The sequence below is a fragment of the Pseudomonas sp. NPDC087817 genome (assembly GCF_044742875.1).
Lineage (GTDB): Bacteria > Pseudomonadota > Gammaproteobacteria > Pseudomonadales > Pseudomonadaceae > Aquipseudomonas.
The window spans coordinates 1-17,908 of record NZ_JBIUVJ010000081.1 but is presented as its reverse complement, the minus strand read 5'-3'; the positions used below and the strand labels follow the sequence as shown (position 1 = coordinate 17,908).

Below are 17,908 nucleotides of genomic sequence, written 5' to 3'. Positions count from 1 at the left end.
AGCCTTCCAGGCCTTCGACCTGGGCGCGCTTGATCTCGCTGTCCCAGTACGCGCCTTTCACCAGACGGATCATCAGGCGATGACGGCTGCGGCGGGCCAGATCGATCACGTAGTCGATCACGTACGGGCAGCGCTTCTGATAAGCCTGGATAACGAAACCGATGCCGTTCCAGCCGGTCAGTTGCGGCTCGAAGCACAGACGCTCAAGCAGATCCAGCGACAGCTCGAGGCGGTCGGCTTCTTCGGCGTCGATGTTCAGGCCGATGTCGTATTGCTTGGCCAGCAGGGTCAGCGACAACAGGCGCGGGTACAGCTCGTCCATCACGCGCTCGTACTGCGCACGGCTGTAACGCGGGTGCAGTGCCGAGAGCTTGATGGAAATGCCAGGGCCTTCATAAATCCCACGACCGTGGGAGGCTTTGCCGATCGAGTGAATGGCTTGTTCGTACGACGCCAGGTACTTCTGCGCGTCGTGCTCGGTCAGGGCTGCTTCACCGAGCATGTCGTAGGAATAGCGGAAACCCTTGGCTTCGAACTTGCTCGCGTTGGCCAGTGCTTCGGCGATGGTTTCGCCGGTAACGAACTGCTCGCCCATCAGGCGCATGGCCATGTCGACGCCCTTGCGGATCATCGGCTCGCCACTCTTGCCGATGATGCGGCTCAGCGACGAAGTCAGTCCGGCTTCATTGTGCGTGGACACAAGCTTGCCAGTCAGCAACAGGCCCCAGGTCGCGGCGTTGACAAACAGCGAAGGGCTGTTGCCCAGGTGCGGGTGCCAGTTGCCGGTGCTGATCTTGTCGCGGATCAGTGCGTCGCGAGTGCCCTTGTCCGGAATACGCAGCAGCGCTTCGGCCAGGCACATCAGCGCCACGCCTTCCTGGGACGACAGGGAAAATTCCTGCAGCAGACCCTGAACAATGCCTGCACGACCGCCGGCACTTTTCTGGTTACGCAGTTTTTCGGCGATGGAGGCGGCGAGTTTGTTGGTGGCTTCAGCCATCGGCGCCGGCAGGCGCGCCTGCTCGATCAGCATTGGCACCACTTCCGGCTCAGGGCGGCGGTAAGCGGCGGTGATCGAAGCGCGCAGAACCGACTGCGGCAAGATGCTTTCAGCAAATTCGAGGAAGCACTGGTGGGCGTGATCGGTATGAAGTTCGCCAGCGTCGTCGGCGTCCTTGGCGGTCAATCCGTTCAGCTCGGTCAGGGTTGCACCACCCTCGAGTTTTTCCAGGTAATTGAAAATTGCCTGCTTGATCAGCCAGTGCGGTGTGCGATCAATCGAGGTTGCGGCAGCCTTCAGGCGCTCGCGGGTCGGGTCATCGAGTTTGACCCCAAGGGTGGTGGTAGCCATATTTTTATCCTCATGGTTGCCACAGTTGCGTGGCATCAGCTGGCGGCAAGATTAGCCGTGCGCTGAAAGAGGTGCAACCGGGTGCAACCCTTTTTTTGTCGGAAAAATAAGCAGCTCATCAGGAAATATTTTCTGGTACGAAAGTGCCGCTCCTGCTTGGTGCTTTTGCTTCTAGCAAAGCGCGTTGACTGCGCTAAAAGGGAGCAAAAACCGCTTGTTTGTCGATATATCCGACTAGGCGCAACTAATTCTCGCGAAACTGGTTGCACCTTTTTTGGTTTGTTGCATAGCATTCGCGCCCAAGGTGCAACCGGTGTAAACCGGTGCATCGGCTGGTGGCTTTCCTGGGGAAACATCAGTCCTAAATGCTCGGGATCCGGATTCGTCTGCCAAACGTCGTCGTTTGTGTGCGATCCATCACCGCTGCTACATAAAAACAAAGCCAGGGCGTAACTTAATGAGCGTAAGCAATCCAACACTGATCACGTTCGTGATCTACATCGCAGCAATGGTGCTGATCGGCTTCATGGCCTATCGCTCCACCAATAACCTTTCTGACTACATTCTTGGCGGCCGCAGCCTCGGCAGCGTGGTGACGGCGTTGTCCGCCGGTGCTTCCGACATGAGTGGCTGGTTGCTTATGGGCCTGCCGGGCGCCATCTACATGTCCGGTCTGTCCGAAAGCTGGATCGCCATCGGCCTGATCGTCGGTGCCTACCTGAACTGGCTGTTCGTTGCCGGTCGTCTGCGCGTGCAGACCGAGCACAACGGCGATGCCCTGACTCTGCCGGACTACTTCTCCAGCCGTTTTGAAGACAAAAGCGGCCTGCTGCGGATCATCTCGGCCATCGTGATTCTGGTGTTCTTCACCATTTATTGCGCATCCGGCATCGTGGCTGGTGCCCGTCTGTTCGAAAGCACCTTCGGCATGTCCTACGAGACCGCGCTGTGGGCCGGTGCTGCAGCGACGATTGCCTACACCTTCGTAGGCGGTTTCCTCGCGGTGAGCTGGACTGACACCGTACAAGCCACGCTGATGATCTTCGCCCTGCTGCTGACGCCGATCATCGTGCTGCTGGCCACCGGCGGTGTCGACACCACGTTCCTGGCGATCGAAGCCCAGGATCCAAGCAACTTCGACATGCTCAAAGGCACTACTTTCATCGGCATCATTTCGCTGATGGGCTGGGGTCTGGGCTACTTCGGTCAGCCGCACATTCTTGCGCGCTTCATGGCCGCTGACTCGGTTAAATCGATCGCCAACGCCCGTCGCATCTCCATGACCTGGATGATCCTGTGCCTGGGCGGCACCGTGGCGGTGGGCTTCTTCGGTATCGCCTACTTCTCGGCGCACCCGGAAGTTGCCGGTCCCGTGACCGAAAACCACGAGCGTGTGTTTATCGAGCTGGCAAAAATCCTCTTCAACCCATGGGTTGCCGGTGTGTTGCTGTCGGCCATTCTGGCAGCGGTAATGAGCACCCTGAGCTGCCAGCTGCTGGTGTGCTCCAGCGCCCTGACCGAAGATTTCTACAAGACTTTCCTGCGTAAATCCGCTTCGCAAACCGAGCTGGTCTGGGTCGGCCGCGCCATGGTGCTGCTGGTTGCCCTGATCGCTATCGCGATGGCGGCGAACCCGGAAAACCGCGTGCTGGGTCTGGTGTCCTACGCCTGGGCCGGTTTCGGTGCTGCGTTCGGTCCGGTGGTGTTGATCTCGGTGATCTGGAAAGGCATGACCCGCAACGGCGCACTGGCCGGTATCCTGGTCGGCGCAATCACCGTGGTGGTATGGAAGCATTTCGAGGTGATGGGTCTGTACGAAATCATCCCGGGCTTCATCTTCGCCAGCCTGGCGATCTACATCGTCAGCAAGCTCGGTTCGCCAAGCAAAGGCATGGTGATGCGCTTCGAAGCGGCGGAAAAAGATTTCCATCTGAACAAGTGATGGCGCTGAGCTAAAGCCCACAGGAAAACGGCCCGCCTCCTACAAGGAGCGGGCCGTTTTTTATTGCCAAGGATTTCTCAAGAACACTGGAGAACCCAGTGGGAGCTGGCTTGCCAGCGATGGCGGTGTGTCAGTCAATGCATGTGCTGAAGGTGCTGGCCTCATCGCTGGCAAGCCAGCTCCCATAGGTTTCGTGTTGGTTTTAAGGCGTATGTCTGTAGTCGGATGCGCCGATTTTTTACGGGATATTCAGCAGTCCATGTAGGGCAAATCTGATTTTCCTGTCGCCCGCTCAATCGCCCTTGCGCCTCATGCAGAATCGCCCGCCCTTCATTCTGCAGAGAGACATCGGATGTTCGCGCCTGCCAATCAACCGCGCTTCACGTTGAGCCTTGAAGGCGCCCAGCACGACCTCAAAGTCCTTGAGTTCACGGGCAAGGAAGCCATCAGCCAACCTTTTCGCTTTGAGCTGGAACTGGTCAGCGAGCGACCGGATCTGGACCTCGAAAGCCTGCTGCACTGTCAGGCATTTCTGAGCTTTGAGGCGGACGGTTCCGATGTGCACGGTCAGATTTATCAGGTCGGACAGGGCGATTCCGGCAAACGTCTTACGCGCTATCACATCAGCCTTGTGCCGCGTCTCACATACCTCGGGCACCGGACCAATCAGCGGATATTCCAGCATCAGAGCGTGCCGCAGATCGTTGCGCAGATTCTCAAGGATCACGCGATCCTGCGCGATGCCTTCGAGTTTCGTCTCGGCAGCGATTACCCGGTGCGAGAGTATTGCGTGCAATACGCCGAGAGCGATCTGGCGTTTATCCAGCGTTTGTGTGCCGAGGTCGGCATTCATTACCATTTTCAGCACAGTCCCGAGGGCCATTTGTTGGTGTTCGGCGATGATCAGACGGTGTTTCCGCGTCTCGCTGAACCGACCCTCTACCTGCCCGGCAGCGGCATGGCTGGCGGGGCGCCGGCAATCAAACGCTTCAATGTCCGCGTGGAAACCCGCACCAGTGCCGTCACCCGACGCGACTACAACTTTGTAAAGCCGCAGTTGCAACTGGAAAGTCGCATCGACAGCGAGCAGCGCCCGGTGCTTGAGGACTATCACTTTCCTGGCCAATTCAACGATCGTGAAACCGGCAAGCATCTGGCGCAACGCGCACTTGAAAGGCATGTCGCCGATTTCCGTCAGGCCGAGGGCATCAGCGATCAATCCGCATTGGTTTGCGGACATTTCCTGCAACTGACTGACCACCCGCGTAACGACTGGAATGATCTGTGGCTGCTCACCGGTATCGAACACCATGGCCGACAACCACAAGTGCTGGAGGAGTCGGTCACCAGCGATGGAGGAGAATTCCAGGGCTACCGTAATACTTTTCTTGCGACGCCGTGGGACGTGTTCTTTCGTCCGGCGCTGGGCCCGGAAAAACCACGGATGCTCGGTTATCAGCCGGCCGTCGTTACCGGGCCGAAAGACACGGAAATCCACTGCGACGAGTTCGGCCGGGTCAAGGTGCAACTGGCCTGGGATCGCGATGGCGAGTTGAACGAGCACTCCAGTTGCTGGCTGCGCGTCGCCACCGGTTGGGCCCACGACCGTTACGGCAGTGTGCTGATTCCACGGGTCGGCATGGAGGTGCTGGTCGGTTTCATCGACGCCGACGCCGACAAACCTCTGGTGGTGGGCTGCCTGCCCAACGCCGCCACCCCGGTGCCGCTGGATCTGCCGGCGGACAAGACCCGCAGCATTTTCCGCAGCCAGAGCAGCCCGGGGGCGGTGGCTACAACGAATTGCGCATCGAGGACAAAAAAGGCGCCGAGGAGATCTACCTGCGCGCCCAGCGCAACTGGACCCAGCATGTGTTGCACGATCAACAGGTGCAGGTCGATAACGCGCGCAACATCGTCGTCACCGGCCTCGCCAAACATGAGTTGAAGGCTGACGAGCAACGCATCACCCACGGCCAGCGCCAGGCTGAAGTGAAACAGGACGATCACCTGACGGTGGTCGGCGACCGGCATATCCGCGTGAGCAATCAGGCGACCAGCGCCAGTCAGCAAATTCACGTCAGCGCCGGCCAGCAAGTGGTGATCGATGGCGGTGCGAGCGCAACCATTCAGGCCGGCGGGCAGTGGATCAACATCGGCCCCGGCGGGATTTTCAGCAGCGTGCCGATCATGGTCGGTGGTGCGCCAATGGTGGCCATGAGTGCCGCGCCGGTTGTGCCGGGACTACCGGAAAAACTGACGGCAGCGCCGGCGGCCATCCTCACGCCGGCACAAATCATGAGCCTCAAAGGTGATGCGCCGTTCTGCGAAGAATGCGAACGCTGCAAAGATGGCCTCTGCCCGGCGCCCGACACGTTGTCCCAATCCCCAAAGTCCTCAGCCCGGCCGGCGCCTTCGGGCGCTGAGCCGGGCTTTCATATTGTTGAACAGGGAATGTCGCGGTCTGCGCTGGAATCCACACTGTTCCCGCAGCCAGATCCGGCCGTGCTGGAGAAATTTCGCAGCCTCAATCCGCAACTCAGCCAATACGCCAAACCTGGGCAACTGATCGTGCTGGGCGATCCGCGTAATACGCAATGCACGAGGGAAGAGGCGTTGCTGATGGAGGCTGCGCAGAAAGTTGATGCAGTGTTGGCGCCGATGAGTGATGCGGAGGCGGAGTTCATGGCGCGGCATCATGGGGAGATTGAATCGTTTTTATCGCAGGGTTCTACGAGTGTCGGGATTGGGGCAGCGATGTTCAGTAATCACTTAAAAAATCTCGCCGGCACGTTGAGTGAGTTGGAGTCACTGCATAAGGAAACCTTCGATAAGCACGGCAAGCTTAAAGGTGCTGATTTCTTTGAAAAGCGAAAACAGTTGATGACGCAACTGGATAACAGCCTCAGTCCCTTAATGCGAAAAATGGTCGGTTTGCCCGATCACCCGAACCTTAGGAAAGCGCTGGGCATTTCCAGTCGCAGCCTTGTCCATCACTGGAGCAAGGTGGGTACTTCAGCCGGAATTCCGGGGTATGCGACGCATATTGAGGGGGTAAGTAAGGCGAGCAAGATAATAAAGGTGGGGGGCTGGATCGGAGTTGGGCTACAGGCCACAGCATCGGGAATTAAGGTCAAGGAGACCTGTCGAGAGGGTACTGAAGGGGCTTGCAGGAGAGTACGGTTCACCGAAAGTGGGAAATTTAGTGGAATTGTCATGGGCGGAGCCGCAGGGGCGGCAATCGCGGGTCCGGTGTGCGCCGCTATCGGACTTAGCACTTTGGGAGCAGGCGGAATCGCCTGCGGTCTTGTATTGACTGGGCTAGGTACTGCTGTTTTAGGTAATGCTTTCGGGGAGTGGGGCGAACAAGGGGCAGACGTTGTGTATGAGATCCAGAAATGAGATCTGATATTGAAATACTATTCCTGTTAAGTGGGTTGGTATTAATTGCGCTTATTTTGTTGGTGTCATTGATTTTGCTGTTTGTCGCTTATTTTTTTGCGCGGGATATCTTTAAGTGTTTGAGTAATTCACCGGCTGTTATTTCTAGAAAGCGAACCTTGGGATGGGAGCCGATTGGTCGATTTCTGTTTATTAGTAGTGTGGGCACGCTCATGATCTTCTCGCGTAAATCCATACGAAATGGAGAGCTGGACGCTAAGGATTACGAAGCCTTGCCAGTAGGCTTGCGGCGGATAATTCTATTTTCCAATTGGATGATGTTGGTGTTAAGCGCCATTGCAATAATCGGCGTGGTGTTGGGGAAGGTTAATGGTTGGTTGAGTTAACCACTTTTCGATGATCAATCTGTTTTTGTCATTCAGGTTGTCTCTTTACGTCGGTTTGTAATTCAGCCATTTGTTTTTGTAGATAACAGCATTCTCGATATTGTCGAGAGCTACATAGGCCCTTGAATGAATAAACTAATTCCCCAACATTGGTTGCAGCGTCAGCCGCTGATGGCCGATGAAAAACTGTTTGCAGTTCTCAGCAGTACCAGCGATGGCGAGCCATTCAAGATCTGGAGCGAGTCAACTACCGTTCAAGCGCCAAGCCCGATTTGGGCGGACACTATTTACGCCGAGTGGGATGCGGTGATGCCCTTCGTGGGAATTGTCGCTGTGGACAGTGAATTTCTCGATTGGGTGGCGACTACTGAGTCTCTTGATTGGGGCTGGATGGCGGTCTCTTCGGCGAGCCTTGAGGTGGTGGTTGAGCATTTGCGCAGTTTGACTCAGGTGTTGATGCCGGACGGCAAAGCGGTATTTTTCCGTTTTTGGGATGGGCGGTTTCTGTTGCCTGTCTTGCAGTCGGAGGCGGTCGCTGCTGCGCAACTATTGCCGGTGATTTCGCGCGGGTTGATCAATGGCCAGGCCGTTGATATCGGGGGCCGGGCGCAGGTTTCGGGTCAGGTGTTTCCTTGGTGGACGGTGCCGGAATCGGTATTGGCTTCGACGAGTGATGAGGTTCGTATCGGCAATGCCGTGCAGTGGTTGAGCGAGGAGCATCCGGGCTTGTTCGAGGCATTTCCTGTGCAGGTCTTGCGTTGCAAGGTCAGGCAGTTTTTTCAAGTTTCAACGTCGGAAGAATCGTCGCAGTCGGCGTTGTTGGAGTATTTGCTGACAGAGTCGGAGTGAGATTTCCGGGCGAAGGCCTCGGACGTTTCCTTCGAGTCGCGGCGGTTTTCATGAACTGGTGGGCGGTGGGGTGCAGGGATAGTCTTGGATTGTCACCGCAGATGCGGCGACAGGGTGTAGGAGCCTTGAGACTAGAAGAGTGCATAAACGTCATTGCCCGATTTACGGCAGTCTACGTGCGTCCGTAAGATCACTTGCGGCGGTTATGCGCGGGCACGCTTCGGCGTGGCCGAGTTCTCTGGTCTCGGTACTCCTACCCCGCGCATGGCTGCCACCCAAACCCGTAGGAGGGTAGTGGTGGAAGCCCACTTCACTACCAGAGGTTCAAAAGATGACGACGCTTAAGCCCGATCCACCCTACGTAAAACACATCCCCCATCCCGACAACCGCTACATGGCATTGACCAGCAACTGCAACGACATGCCCACGCTGTTCGTCGACACCCACGCCCCTTCCGACGTCCTGATGGATGCAGCCAACTACCGCATCCGCACGGTCGTCCAGGTACTGGAAAACCTGTGCATGCGCGGCTCGATCGAATGCGATTCCCTCATCCTCAGCGACTTCGCCAAACTCTGCGCCATTCCCTTGCGCGACGGCTGTGATTTGCTCGATGTCATCGGTAGACGTTTGGGCGCCACGCCTTCCTGAATCCGCAAACCAAAAGATCGCAGCCTTCGGCAGCTCCTGCACGGGATCATCCGTAGGAGCTGCCGAAGGCTTCGATCTTTTGACGTTGAGGGTGCGGCAGTCAGTCGATGTACCGATCCTGAGTTTTGATAAAACTGTCGAAAGCCTCTGAGTTGTAAACCTCCAGGCACCCATAAAAAACGACATGGCTGTTCGAGTGCTTGCTGATCGACGGTGTCTGCTCATAGGCCGCATACACATAGTTTCTGGTTTCTTTATATGGATCGTGCAGCACCTGCAGCGTGTCTTCATTTTGCAGGACGGTGTGCATGCCTTTGCCCATGAACGAGTAGGCGCCAGCGGACAAACCGATGTCTTTTTCCAGCGCTGAATTTTCTTTGAATGGCTTCAGGATGCAGTGACTCAAGCCGTAGTTCTTGAGCATTTGGCGAGCCTGCGCTCTGTGACTTTCGCCCGAAACGGCGTGCATTGAGCAGGTCAGGCACAGAGAGAAAATAAGTGTGCGACGCATGGGTTTGACTACCTGTCGAGGTTACTTGCCAGTTAAGCGAGATAAATGATCTGTGGCGAGGGGATTTATCCCCGATGGGCAGCGAAGCGGCCCCAAGACCTGTCATCGCGATGCACCAGACACACCGCGTCGGCAGAATCGGGGCCGCTGCGCAGCCCATCGGGGATAAATCCCCTCGCCACGGGTATTGGGCCAGATTCTTAACGAGTAAGAGGCCGCTCGGCCGCCAACCCCTGACTTGCCGGCCGGTAAAAGGTAAACTTTGCGCCCTTCGCAGGAGCAGCCATGAATTATCGTCACGCCTTCCATGCCGGCAATCACGCCGATGTGTTCAAACACCTGACCTTGACCCGCCTCATCGCCCTGATGTCGCGCAAGGAGCAGCCGTTTGCCTATCTCGACACGCACGCCGGCATCGGTCTGTATGACTTGCAGGGCGATCAGGCCAACCGTACCGGCGAGTACCTGGAAGGCATCGCGCGCTTGTGGGATCAGCCTGACCTGCCGGCGCTGACCGCCGACTACATGAAGGTGTTGCACGAGATGAACCCGGATGGCCAGTTGCGCTATTACCCCGGTTCGCCGGAGCTGGCGCGGCGCCTGACTCGCCCGCAGGATCGGGTGATGCTCAACGAGAAGCACCCCGAGGACGGCGTGCTGCTCAAGGACAACATGGCCGGTGACCGTCGGGTGAAAGTGCATCTGGGCGAGGGCTGGCATGTGGCGCGGGCAATGCTGCCGGTGCAGGAGAAGCGTGCGGTGATGTTGATTGATCCGCCGTTCGAGCAGCTCGACGAGATGCAGCGTTGCGCGGCGTCGTTGAAAGAGGCGATTGGCCGTATGCGCCAGACCGTGGCGGCGATCTGGTATCCGGTGAAGGATCAGCGCGCGTTGCGTCGGTTCTATCAGGACCTGGCCGGCACCGGTGCGCCGAAGTTGTTGCGTGTTGAGCTGCTGGTGCATCCGCTGGACACGCCGAACAGCCTGAACGGTTCGGGCATGGCGATTGCCAATCCGCCGTGGGGGCTGGAGGAAGAATTGCGTGAGTTGCTGCCGTGGTTGTCGAAAAAGCTTGGGCAGACCCAGGGTGGCTGGCAGATGGATTGGTTGATTGCCGAGAGTTAATCAGTTGCTTTGATGGTGTCTGAACGGACGCCTTCGCGGGCAAGCCCGCCCCCACAGGTTTAGCGCCGAATTCAAAAATAGCGCATGACCCTGTGGGAGCGGGCTTGCCCGCGATGCTTTTGGGGTTTAGTTACCCGCCAGACTTGGCGGCATGCACACACCGGTGCCGCCGATCCCGCAATAACCTTCCGGGTTTTTCGCCAGATACTGCTGGTGATACGCCTCGGCGAAGTACACGGTCGGTGCCTGTTCGATCTCGGTGCTGATCTCGCCCAGGCCAGCCTTCGACAGCTCGGCCTGATAAGTCGCCTTGCTCTTCAGCGCCGCATCCAGATGCTCGGGCGAAGTTGCATAGATCACCGAGCGGTACTGCGTGCCGATGTCGTTGCCCTGACGCATGCCCTGTGTCGGGTTGTGCAATTCCCAGAACATCGCCAGCAGCTCTTCGTAGCTGACTTTGGCCTTGTCATACACCACCAGCACCACTTCAGCGTGGCCGGTCAGGCCCGAGCAGACTTCTTCGTAAGTCGGGTTCGGTGTGAAACCGCCGGCATAACCAACGACCGTGCTGACCACGCCTTCACGCTGCCAGAAGCGACGTTCGGCGCCCCAGAAGCAGCCCAGACCGAAGATTGCAAAATCGACGTCCTGGAAAAACGGGCCAAGCAGCGGGGTTTCTTCGAAGACGAAATGCTTTTCCGGCAGGGTCATCGCGGTTTCGCGGCCGGGCAGAGCTTGTTCTTTAGTCGGGAGCACGTTTTTGTTCACCAGTATTTCCGAGCGCAGAACCATGATCGTTCCTCTCAGTCAGGATGGGATGTAAAAAGTCAGACCGCCAGTGTGCCCAATGATGCCGAGTTAATCACTAGTCAAAATGTGCGGGTACTCGCACACATTGTAGGAGTGAGCCTGCTCGCGATAGCGGTGGGGCAGTCAGAGGATTTGTTGCTGACACACCGCTATCGCGAGCAGGCTCACTCCTACAAGGCGGTGTTTTAGAGGCAGAGCGGGCCGCGCGGGTAGCGCTTGAGCGCCTGGATCAGCTCGGCGCCGGGAATCGGCCGGTCAAACAGGTAACCCTGGCCGACATCGCAACGGTGGCGGCGCAGGAAGGCCAGTTGTTCAGCCGTCTCGATGCCTTCGGCCACGACCTTGAGCTTGAGGTTGTGAGCCATGGCAATCACGGCGGAGGTGATTTCCATGTCGTCCTGGTTGTCCGGGATTTCGTGGATGAAGCTGCGATCGATCTTGATGATGTCGATCGGGAATTTCTTCAGGTAGCTCAGCGACGAATAACCGGTACCGAAGTCGTCCATGGCCAGGGTCAGGCCCAGGCGCTTGAGCTGATCGAGTTGCAAGTGGGTGTCCTCGGTGGCTTCCAGCAGCAGGCCTTCAGTCAGCTCCAGTTCGAGCAGATTGGCCGGCAGCGCTTCTTCCTTGAGGATATTGGCGATGGACGCGACCAGGTCCGGATCGGAGAACTGCTTGGGCGACAGATTGATCGCCACTTGCAGATTGCCCATACCGGCGGCGGTCAGCGCTTTGCTCATGCGGCAGGCCTGGCGGGCGATCCACTTGCCGATCGGAATGATCAGCCCGGTTTCTTCGGCGACGCTGATGAACTGATCCGGGCGGATCATGCCGCGCTCCGGGTGATTCCAGCGCAGCAGCGCTTCCATGCCCAGCAGGCGACCGCTGCGCAGGCACAGTTTGGGCTGGTAGAACACGTCCAATTCATTCTGGGTCAGGGCGCGGCGCAGGTTGTTCTCGACGAACAGTTTGTAACTGGCCTCGGCGTTCAGCGCTTCGGTGAACACCTGCACCTGATGTTTGCCGTTGGCCTTGGCCTTGTGCAAGGCGAGGCCGGCGTTGCGCATCAGGGTTTGCGGATCGCGGCCATGCAGCGGCGCGCAGGCCAAACCCACGGAACCGGTGACGCTGATCAACTGGTTGTCGACAAACATCGGCTTGTCGAGGGTCATCAGCAACTGGCTGGCGATTTGTTGGCCGGCCTCAAGGTCGGTGTTGTCGAGCAACACTGCGAACTCGTTACTGGCGAAACGCGCGAGGCTGCCGCTCGGGCTCAGGCTGTTGCGCAGGCGCCGGGCGAGGCTGATCAGCAGTTTGTCGCCGGTCTGGTGGCCGAGGCTGTCGTTGATTCGCTTGAAGTTGTCGATGTCCACCAGCAGCAGGCTGATCGGGGTATCGCTATCCCGGGCGAAGCGTTCGTCCAGATTGCGGATAAACGCCGGCCGGTTACCGAGGTTGGTCAGGTTGTCGGTATACGCCAGACGCTCGATGCGCTGTTGCGCGAGTTTGGTCTGAGTGATGTCTTCGTAGATGCCGATGTAGTGGGTCAACTCGCGGTTGTCGCCATACACCTTGGAGATCGACAACTGGCCCCAGTACGGTTCGAGATTTTTGCGGCGGCTCTTGAATTCGCCTTGCCAACTGTTGCTTTTGGCCAGCGCCGAGGGCGCGTCGAACAGCAGTTCGCTGAGGTTTTCCAGCGCTGGCAGCTCGGACAGACGCTGGCCGTGGACTTCCTCGGTGGTGTACTGGGTGATCGCCGTGAAACTTGGGTTGACGTACTCGACCACGCCGTCGCAGTTGACCAGCAAAAACGCGTTGGCGCTTTGCTCGACCGCACGCTGGAACAGGTGCAGGGCGCTGGTGGCGGTGCGGCGGTTATGGTTGTTGATGACTTGCGCGAACTGGTCGGCCAGTTCGCCGGCAAAGGCAATTTCGTCGGATTGCCAGGCGCGGGTCACGCCGGTCTGCTCCAGGCACAACACACCGACTACCTGGCCGTCGACGCGAATACTGGCGTCGAGCATCGCGTTGACGTCACGCGGGCGCAAGGCTTCGGCCATCTCGCGGGTGCGCGGGTCGCGCATCGCGTTATGCGCGTCGATGGCGCGGCTGCTGTGCAGTGCTTCCATGTAGTCGGGGAAGCCGCTGACGTCGATCACGTCCGGCAGGATGTATTCCTGCGTGGCGCGATGGTAGGCCGAGATCGGCACCAGTTGCTGGCCTTCGAGGTTCCACAGGCTGGCGCAGTCGATTTCATAGATATCGCAGGCGCAGCGGGTGATCAGTTCGGCGGCTTCTTGCAGCGAGTTGTGCGAGCTGTAGCGCTGGCGGGCGAGCAGCAGAATCAGATCTTGCTGGGCGCGCACGCGTTCGAGGTGTTGCAGTTGTTCCTGCTGGGCGCGCTGGTTGAGTTCGAGGGCGATTTGCAGGCGCGAGTTCTGGGTTTCGAGGTCGACGCAGGGCACCTGCGGCACTTCGTCGAACACATCATCGACCGCCAGTAGATAGCCGCGCAGCAGATGACGATTGTGCTGTTTGTAGGCTTCGCCCAATTCGAGGATGTTCAGCTTGCCCGCGGCGGTGTGCAGGGCATAGCGCACCAGATAATGCGGGCTGTCACGCAGTTGTTGCTGGATCGTGTCGTGCAGTTGGTAACGCGCTTCCGGTTCCATCAGGCTGGCGTAGGGCGAGCCGACCAGTGCACAGAGTTCGACGGCCGGCTGACCGAACTGGCGTTCGCAGTTTGGATCGAGAAACAGCATCGCCCAACTGGCTTCATTCAGGCGCTCGAAACGCAGCATGCCGAGCCGCGAGGGCACAGGCAACTGCGTCACTACCTCGGCCGCCATACGGCTGGCGGCATCGGGTTGGCTCTTCATGAAGGGAACTCGCTTGGAAATATGCTGAACGCGCCGGGCTCTCGCCCTCTTTACTGTTGCCTGCGGCAAGGTTGCATCATTGCGGCACCGACTGACAAGAGTGATGAAGGCCAAGTGCTATAAGAATGTGTCGGCTGCATTGGGCATTTCTCCAGCGTCGTTCAGAAAAGAGCAAAAGATCGCAGTCTGCGGCAGTTCCTGCGGGGCTTACGGTAGCTGCCGAAGGCTGCGATTCATAAAGGCTCAGCGCAGTTTTATGGCGATCGACTGCAACTTTTTCCCATCCCGATCATGGTAATTGACCAGAATTTGATCAGCCTCAACCACCACATGGGCAAAGTTGTCCTCACTGATCACGGTGCTGGTCAACTCATGCCGATAATCGCCCGCCGCCGTGGTCACCAGCGGCTGGTCAAGAATGAACGTGGACGCCTTGGCGTATGGCAGCAACTTGCTGTTGCACAGAGGCGAGGAGACGATGGTGTGCACTTCGAAGTCCGCTGCTTCGCTGTGGGTCAGGCGCGACGTCAACGAACCATGCACATCACCCGAAATGAACACGACGTTCTTGATGCGTCGAGTGCGGATTGTTTCCAGAAGGCGTAGACGCTGTTCCGGGAAGGCCTTCCAGGCATCGTCGCCCAGCACTTTGCGGTCCGGGTAGAACATCACGCTGGTGACCACGAACTTCACCCGTGCCGGACTGTTGATCAGCCAGTTGAGTAACGCCTGTTCCTGCGCCTCATCAAGGATGCGTCGATCATCGGCCGACAAGTTGCGTCGGGTGCGGCTGTCGGTGACAAACCATTCGATATCACCGTCGCTGAACTGATACCAGTAGTGCTCAAGTTTCGAACGGTTGACTTGCCCGTTATCTGTCAGTTCATGTGCCGGACTGTGACTGACTTGATACAACTCATAGGCCGCCATGGCATTACGGTATAACTCGCCATCGGACTTTCCGGCATTGGCTGGCCAGTTATCTTCTATTTCGTGATCATCGAGAATCATGTAAGTCGAAGTGCCGGACATCAAATGTTTAATGTGCGGTTGGGAAAAGGCCGCACGGTATTTACTGAGTATGTCTTTGTATTCGCGATCCGGTGCAATCAGATTGAGATCGTCGACATAGATTTGATCGCCGGTCATGAGTGTTGCGCTGATTGCTGGTTGTGCGCCTTCAATCAATTGACTGATGGAAGCAAAGATCCGGTCGCCCAAGTGTGGCAACGAGGCAATACCGGCGGTCATGCGCAAGTAGCGGCAGGACCCGACAATGTAGGCCCGGGCCTGCATGGCTTTGCTGGAACGAGTGCGTAGGCGGTAAATCTCCCGTGGCCATTGCAGCGGCAACTCGGCGACAGAGTCCGTGGTGTGTACCGGGCTCATCGGGCTGAACCAGCCGGCCTGATATTCATACTCGGTGTCCGTGCTCAAATTATTAAGTACAAGCACTTCAGACATGTCGCGCAACTCGCTCAGTTTGGCGAAGATGGCTTTTGACCATTGTTGTGTTCCGCTAATGCGATAGCGTATCCCGCCAAATACCGGGGCGTTGTTTTGACTGTTGCCGCGAATAAAGATGCGTGCGTGATTAGTTGTAACGTGGCCAATGATCGGGCCGATAGTCGGTTTTAACATGTCGAATCCATTCGAGTGGGTGCTGCGTAAGTAAGTCATTCGTGCAAAGTTCGATTGATTAACTTTGTTGTACCAAGGTTAGTTGCATGGCGAGTAAAAAAGTCGGCGCGAAGTTGACTTCGGTCGTGGCTGATGTCAGCGCAACTTGTAGGAAAAATACTAAGGCGGGTTTATTTCGGACAAAAAAAAGCCCCGTCAATTGACGGGGTTGAGGTACGAGCGTGTGGCGCTCGAAAACGTGAAACACAAGTGGCCCTCCGTTGCCGGAGGGCCACTTGGGATTACAGCAGGATGGTACGGATGTCCGCCAGCAGGCTGCCCAGACGCTGGGTGAAGCGTGCGGCAGCGGCGCCGTTGATCACACGGTGATCGTAGGACAGCGACAGCGGCAGCATCAGTTTCGGCTGGAAGGCTTTGCCGTCCCAGACTGGCTGGATGGTTGCCTTGGAAACACCGAGGATCGCCACTTCCGGCGCGTTGACGATCGGCGTGAAGCCGGTGCCGCCAATGTGGCCGAGGCTGGAAATGGTGAAGCAGGCGCCTTGCATGTCGTCAGCAGTAAGCTTCTTGTCGCGGGCCTTGGCGGCCAGCGCAGCGGCTTCGGCTGCCAGTTGCAACAGACTCTTCTGGTCGACGTTCTTGATGACCGGTACCAGCAGGCCATCCGGAGTGTCGACGGCGAAGCCGATGTTGACGTACTTCTTGCGAATGATCGCCTTGCCGCTTGGCGCCAGCGAACTGTTGAAGTCCGGCAGTTCCTTGAGCATGTGCGCGCAGGACTTGAGCAGCAGCGGCAGGATGGTCAGCTTGACGCCAGCCTTCTCGGCAACGGCTTTCTGCGCGACGCGGAACGCTTCCAGCTCGGTGATATCAGCCGAATCGAACTGAGTCACGTGCGGGATGTTCAGCCAGCTACGGTGCAGGCTCGACGCGCCGATCTGCATCAGGCGAGTCATCGGCACTTCTTCGATTTCGCCGAAACGGCTGAAATCGACGACCGGGATCGGCGGGATGCCCGCGCCACCGGTTGCGCCAGCAGCAGCGGCCGGTGCTTCCTTGGCCTTCTGCATCATCGCTTTGACGTAAGTCTGCACGTCTTCTTTCAAGATACGACCGTGCGGGCCGCTGGCGCCGACAGCGTTCAGCTCGACGCCGAACTCACGGGCCAGTTGACGCACGGCCGGGCCGGCGTGAACTTTCGCGCCTGGCTTGGCCGGTGCGGCGGCTGGAGCGGCAGCAGGTGCAGGTGCAGCGGCAGCCGGAGCAGCAGCGGCAGGTGCCGGAGCGCTCGGTGCAGCAGCGGCAGCTGGAGCCGCGGCAGCAGCAGGGGCCGCGCCTTTGACTTTCAGCTTGAGGATCAGGTCGCCGGTACCGACTTCGTCATCCAGCTTGATGGAAACGCTTTCCACCACGCCAGCGGCAGGCGATGGGATTTCCATGCTTGCCTTGTCGGATTCCAGGGTGATCAGCGACTGGTCGGCTTCGACGGTGTCGCCAGCCTTGACCAACACTTCGATGATCTTGGCCTTGCCGGCCGAACCGATGTCCGGGACGTGGATGTCCTGGACGCTGTCGGCAACTGGAGCAGCCGGGGCTGCTGCAGGAGCAGGCGCAGCGGCAGCAGCCGGTGCAGCAGCCTGAGCCGGAGCGGCCGCAGCAGGGGCCGCAGCACCCGCGACTTCCAGGTCCAGAATCAGGTCGCCAGTACCGACTTCGTCGTTGAGCTTGACGCTGATGGCCTTGACCACGCCAGCGGCAGGCGACGGGATTTCCATGCTGGCCTTGTCGGATTCCAGGGTGATCAACGATTGATCAGCCTCGACTTTATCGCCGACCTTGACCTGGATCTCGATGATCTGTGCCTTGCCCGACGAACCGATGTCCGGCACGTGCACTTGCTGAACCGAAGCGGCAGCAGGTGCAGCAGCGGCTGGCGCGGCAGCAGCAGGAGCGGCAGCCGGTTTGGCTTCAGCTTTTGCAGCAGGCGCAGCCGCCGGAGCAGGGGCCGCTTCAGCGGCGCCCTCGACTTCCAGCTCAAGCAGTTCGTCGCCTTCTTTCAGACGGTCGCCCAGCTTTACTTTCAGGCTTTTGATGACGCCGGCTTTCGGGGCCGGCACTTCCATGCTGGCCTTGTCCGATTCCAGGGTCAGGATGCTCTGGTCGGCTTCGATGCGGTCGCCGACCTTCACAAACAGTTCAATTACTTCACCTTCACCGCTGCCGATGTCAGGTACGCGAATGAGTTCGCTCACAAAATGTCTCCTCAGCAGTCCAGTGGGTTGCGTTTTTCCGGGTCGATGCCGAACTTGACGATGGCCTCGGCCACGACTTTATGTTCGATATCACCACGGTCAGCCAGT

The 17,908-nt window shown here is 58.3% G+C and carries 12 protein-coding genes and 1 pseudogene; 6 read left to right on the top strand and 7 right to left on the bottom strand.

Going from position 1 to position 17,908, the window contains the following annotated elements; translation table 11 throughout:
• A partial coding sequence (locus ACIONG_RS27440) for a proline dehydrogenase family protein (RefSeq protein ID WP_401303855.1) occupies positions 1–1,351 on the bottom strand: 1,351 nt, incomplete at its 3' end.
• Between the two features lie 457 nt (positions 1,352–1,808).
• Between ACIONG_RS27440 and putP the strand changes: the two genes are divergently transcribed.
• From putP to ACIONG_RS27415, 5 genes and pseudogenes are all read left to right on the top strand, one after another.
• Positions 1,809–3,293, top strand: coding sequence for a sodium/proline symporter PutP (gene putP / locus ACIONG_RS27435; RefSeq protein WP_103305393.1), 1,485 nt, complete (start codon positions 1,809–1,811; stop codon positions 3,291–3,293).
• Between the two features lie 352 nt (positions 3,294–3,645).
• Positions 3,646–5,657: pseudogene (locus ACIONG_RS27430) on the top strand (type VI secretion system tip protein VgrG); the annotation flags it as partial.
• Between the two features lie 1,031 nt (positions 5,658–6,688).
• Positions 6,689–7,078 (top strand): hypothetical protein, encoded by a 390-nt coding sequence (locus ACIONG_RS27425; protein WP_401303852.1) that lies wholly within the window; start codon positions 6,689–6,691, stop codon positions 7,076–7,078.
• A 126-nt stretch (positions 7,079–7,204) separates the two neighbouring features.
• Positions 7,205–7,927, top strand: coding sequence for a DUF4123 domain-containing protein (locus ACIONG_RS27420; protein ID WP_401303849.1), 723 nt, complete (start codon positions 7,205–7,207; stop codon positions 7,925–7,927).
• Positions 7,928–8,258: 331 nt separating this feature from the next.
• On the top strand, positions 8,259–8,579 hold the full coding sequence (locus tag ACIONG_RS27415) for a hypothetical protein (RefSeq protein WP_401303847.1): 321 nt from the start codon (positions 8,259–8,261) through the stop codon (positions 8,577–8,579).
• A gap of 100 nt (positions 8,580–8,679) precedes the next feature.
• Here ACIONG_RS27415 and ACIONG_RS27410 read toward each other — a convergent pair whose 3' ends face one another.
• Positions 8,680–9,003: a hypothetical protein gene (locus tag ACIONG_RS27410; protein ID WP_401303845.1), complete on the bottom strand. Its 324-nt coding sequence runs from the start codon at positions 9,001–9,003 to the stop codon at positions 8,680–8,682.
• A gap of 372 nt (positions 9,004–9,375) precedes the next feature.
• Here ACIONG_RS27410 and ACIONG_RS27405 point away from each other — a divergent pair, with 372 nt between their 5' ends.
• Positions 9,376–10,215 carry a 23S rRNA (adenine(2030)-N(6))-methyltransferase RlmJ gene (locus tag ACIONG_RS27405; protein WP_007915674.1) on the top strand — a complete coding sequence of 280 codons (840 nt, stop codon included), beginning with the start codon at positions 9,376–9,378 and terminating at the stop codon, positions 10,213–10,215.
• A 126-nt stretch (positions 10,216–10,341) separates the two neighbouring features.
• On the opposite strand, the gene msrA is transcribed toward ACIONG_RS27405, so the two are convergent.
• The 5 genes from msrA to ACIONG_RS27380 all read right to left on the bottom strand — a co-directional run.
• A complete protein-coding gene (gene msrA / locus ACIONG_RS27400) occupies positions 10,342–11,007 on the bottom strand; it encodes a peptide-methionine (S)-S-oxide reductase MsrA (RefSeq protein WP_093430120.1) in 666 nt (221 codons plus the stop codon).
• A 203-nt stretch (positions 11,008–11,210) separates the two neighbouring features.
• Positions 11,211–13,907 carry a bifunctional diguanylate cyclase/phosphodiesterase gene (locus tag ACIONG_RS27395; RefSeq protein WP_103305388.1) on the bottom strand — a complete coding sequence of 899 codons (2,697 nt, stop codon included), beginning with the start codon at positions 13,905–13,907 and terminating at the stop codon, positions 11,211–11,213.
• A gap of 243 nt (positions 13,908–14,150) precedes the next feature.
• The gene (locus ACIONG_RS27390) at positions 14,151–15,548 is read right to left on the bottom strand and encodes an alkaline phosphatase D family protein (RefSeq protein WP_401303842.1); all 1,398 of its coding nucleotides are present in this window, start codon (positions 15,546–15,548) and stop codon (positions 14,151–14,153) included.
• A gap of 281 nt (positions 15,549–15,829) precedes the next feature.
• The gene (gene aceF, locus ACIONG_RS27385) at positions 15,830–17,800 is read right to left on the bottom strand and encodes a dihydrolipoyllysine-residue acetyltransferase (protein WP_401303839.1); all 1,971 of its coding nucleotides are present in this window, start codon (positions 17,798–17,800) and stop codon (positions 15,830–15,832) included.
• A gap of 11 nt (positions 17,801–17,811) precedes the next feature.
• Positions 17,812–17,908: hypothetical protein (locus tag ACIONG_RS27380; RefSeq protein ID WP_401303858.1), on the bottom strand; the 97-nt coding region annotated here is incomplete at its 5' end.

What these genes read in the sequence shown, in the direction of transcription:
- putP (WP_103305393.1), top strand. Translation starts at nt 1,809, where the DNA reads ATGAGCGTAAGCAATCCAACACTGATCACGTTCGTGATCTACATCGCA.
- ACIONG_RS27425 (WP_401303852.1), top strand. Translation starts at nt 6,689, where the DNA reads ATGAGATCTGATATTGAAATACTATTCCTGTTAAGTGGGTTGGTATTA.
- ACIONG_RS27420 (WP_401303849.1), top strand. Translation starts at nt 7,205, where the DNA reads ATGAATAAACTAATTCCCCAACATTGGTTGCAGCGTCAGCCGCTGATG.
- ACIONG_RS27415 (WP_401303847.1), top strand. Translation starts at nt 8,259, where the DNA reads ATGACGACGCTTAAGCCCGATCCACCCTACGTAAAACACATCCCCCAT.
- ACIONG_RS27410 (WP_401303845.1), bottom strand. Translation starts at nt 9,003, where the DNA reads ATGCTCAAGAACTACGGCTTGAGTCACTGCATCCTGAAGCCATTCAAA.
- ACIONG_RS27405 (WP_007915674.1), top strand. Translation starts at nt 9,376, where the DNA reads ATGAATTATCGTCACGCCTTCCATGCCGGCAATCACGCCGATGTGTTC.
- msrA (WP_093430120.1), bottom strand. Translation starts at nt 11,007, where the DNA reads ATGGTTCTGCGCTCGGAAATACTGGTGAACAAAAACGTGCTCCCGACT.
- ACIONG_RS27395 (WP_103305388.1), bottom strand. Translation starts at nt 13,907, where the DNA reads ATGAAGAGCCAACCCGATGCCGCCAGCCGTATGGCGGCCGAGGTAGTG.
- ACIONG_RS27390 (WP_401303842.1), bottom strand. Translation starts at nt 15,548, where the DNA reads ATGTTAAAACCGACTATCGGCCCGATCATTGGCCACGTTACAACTAAT.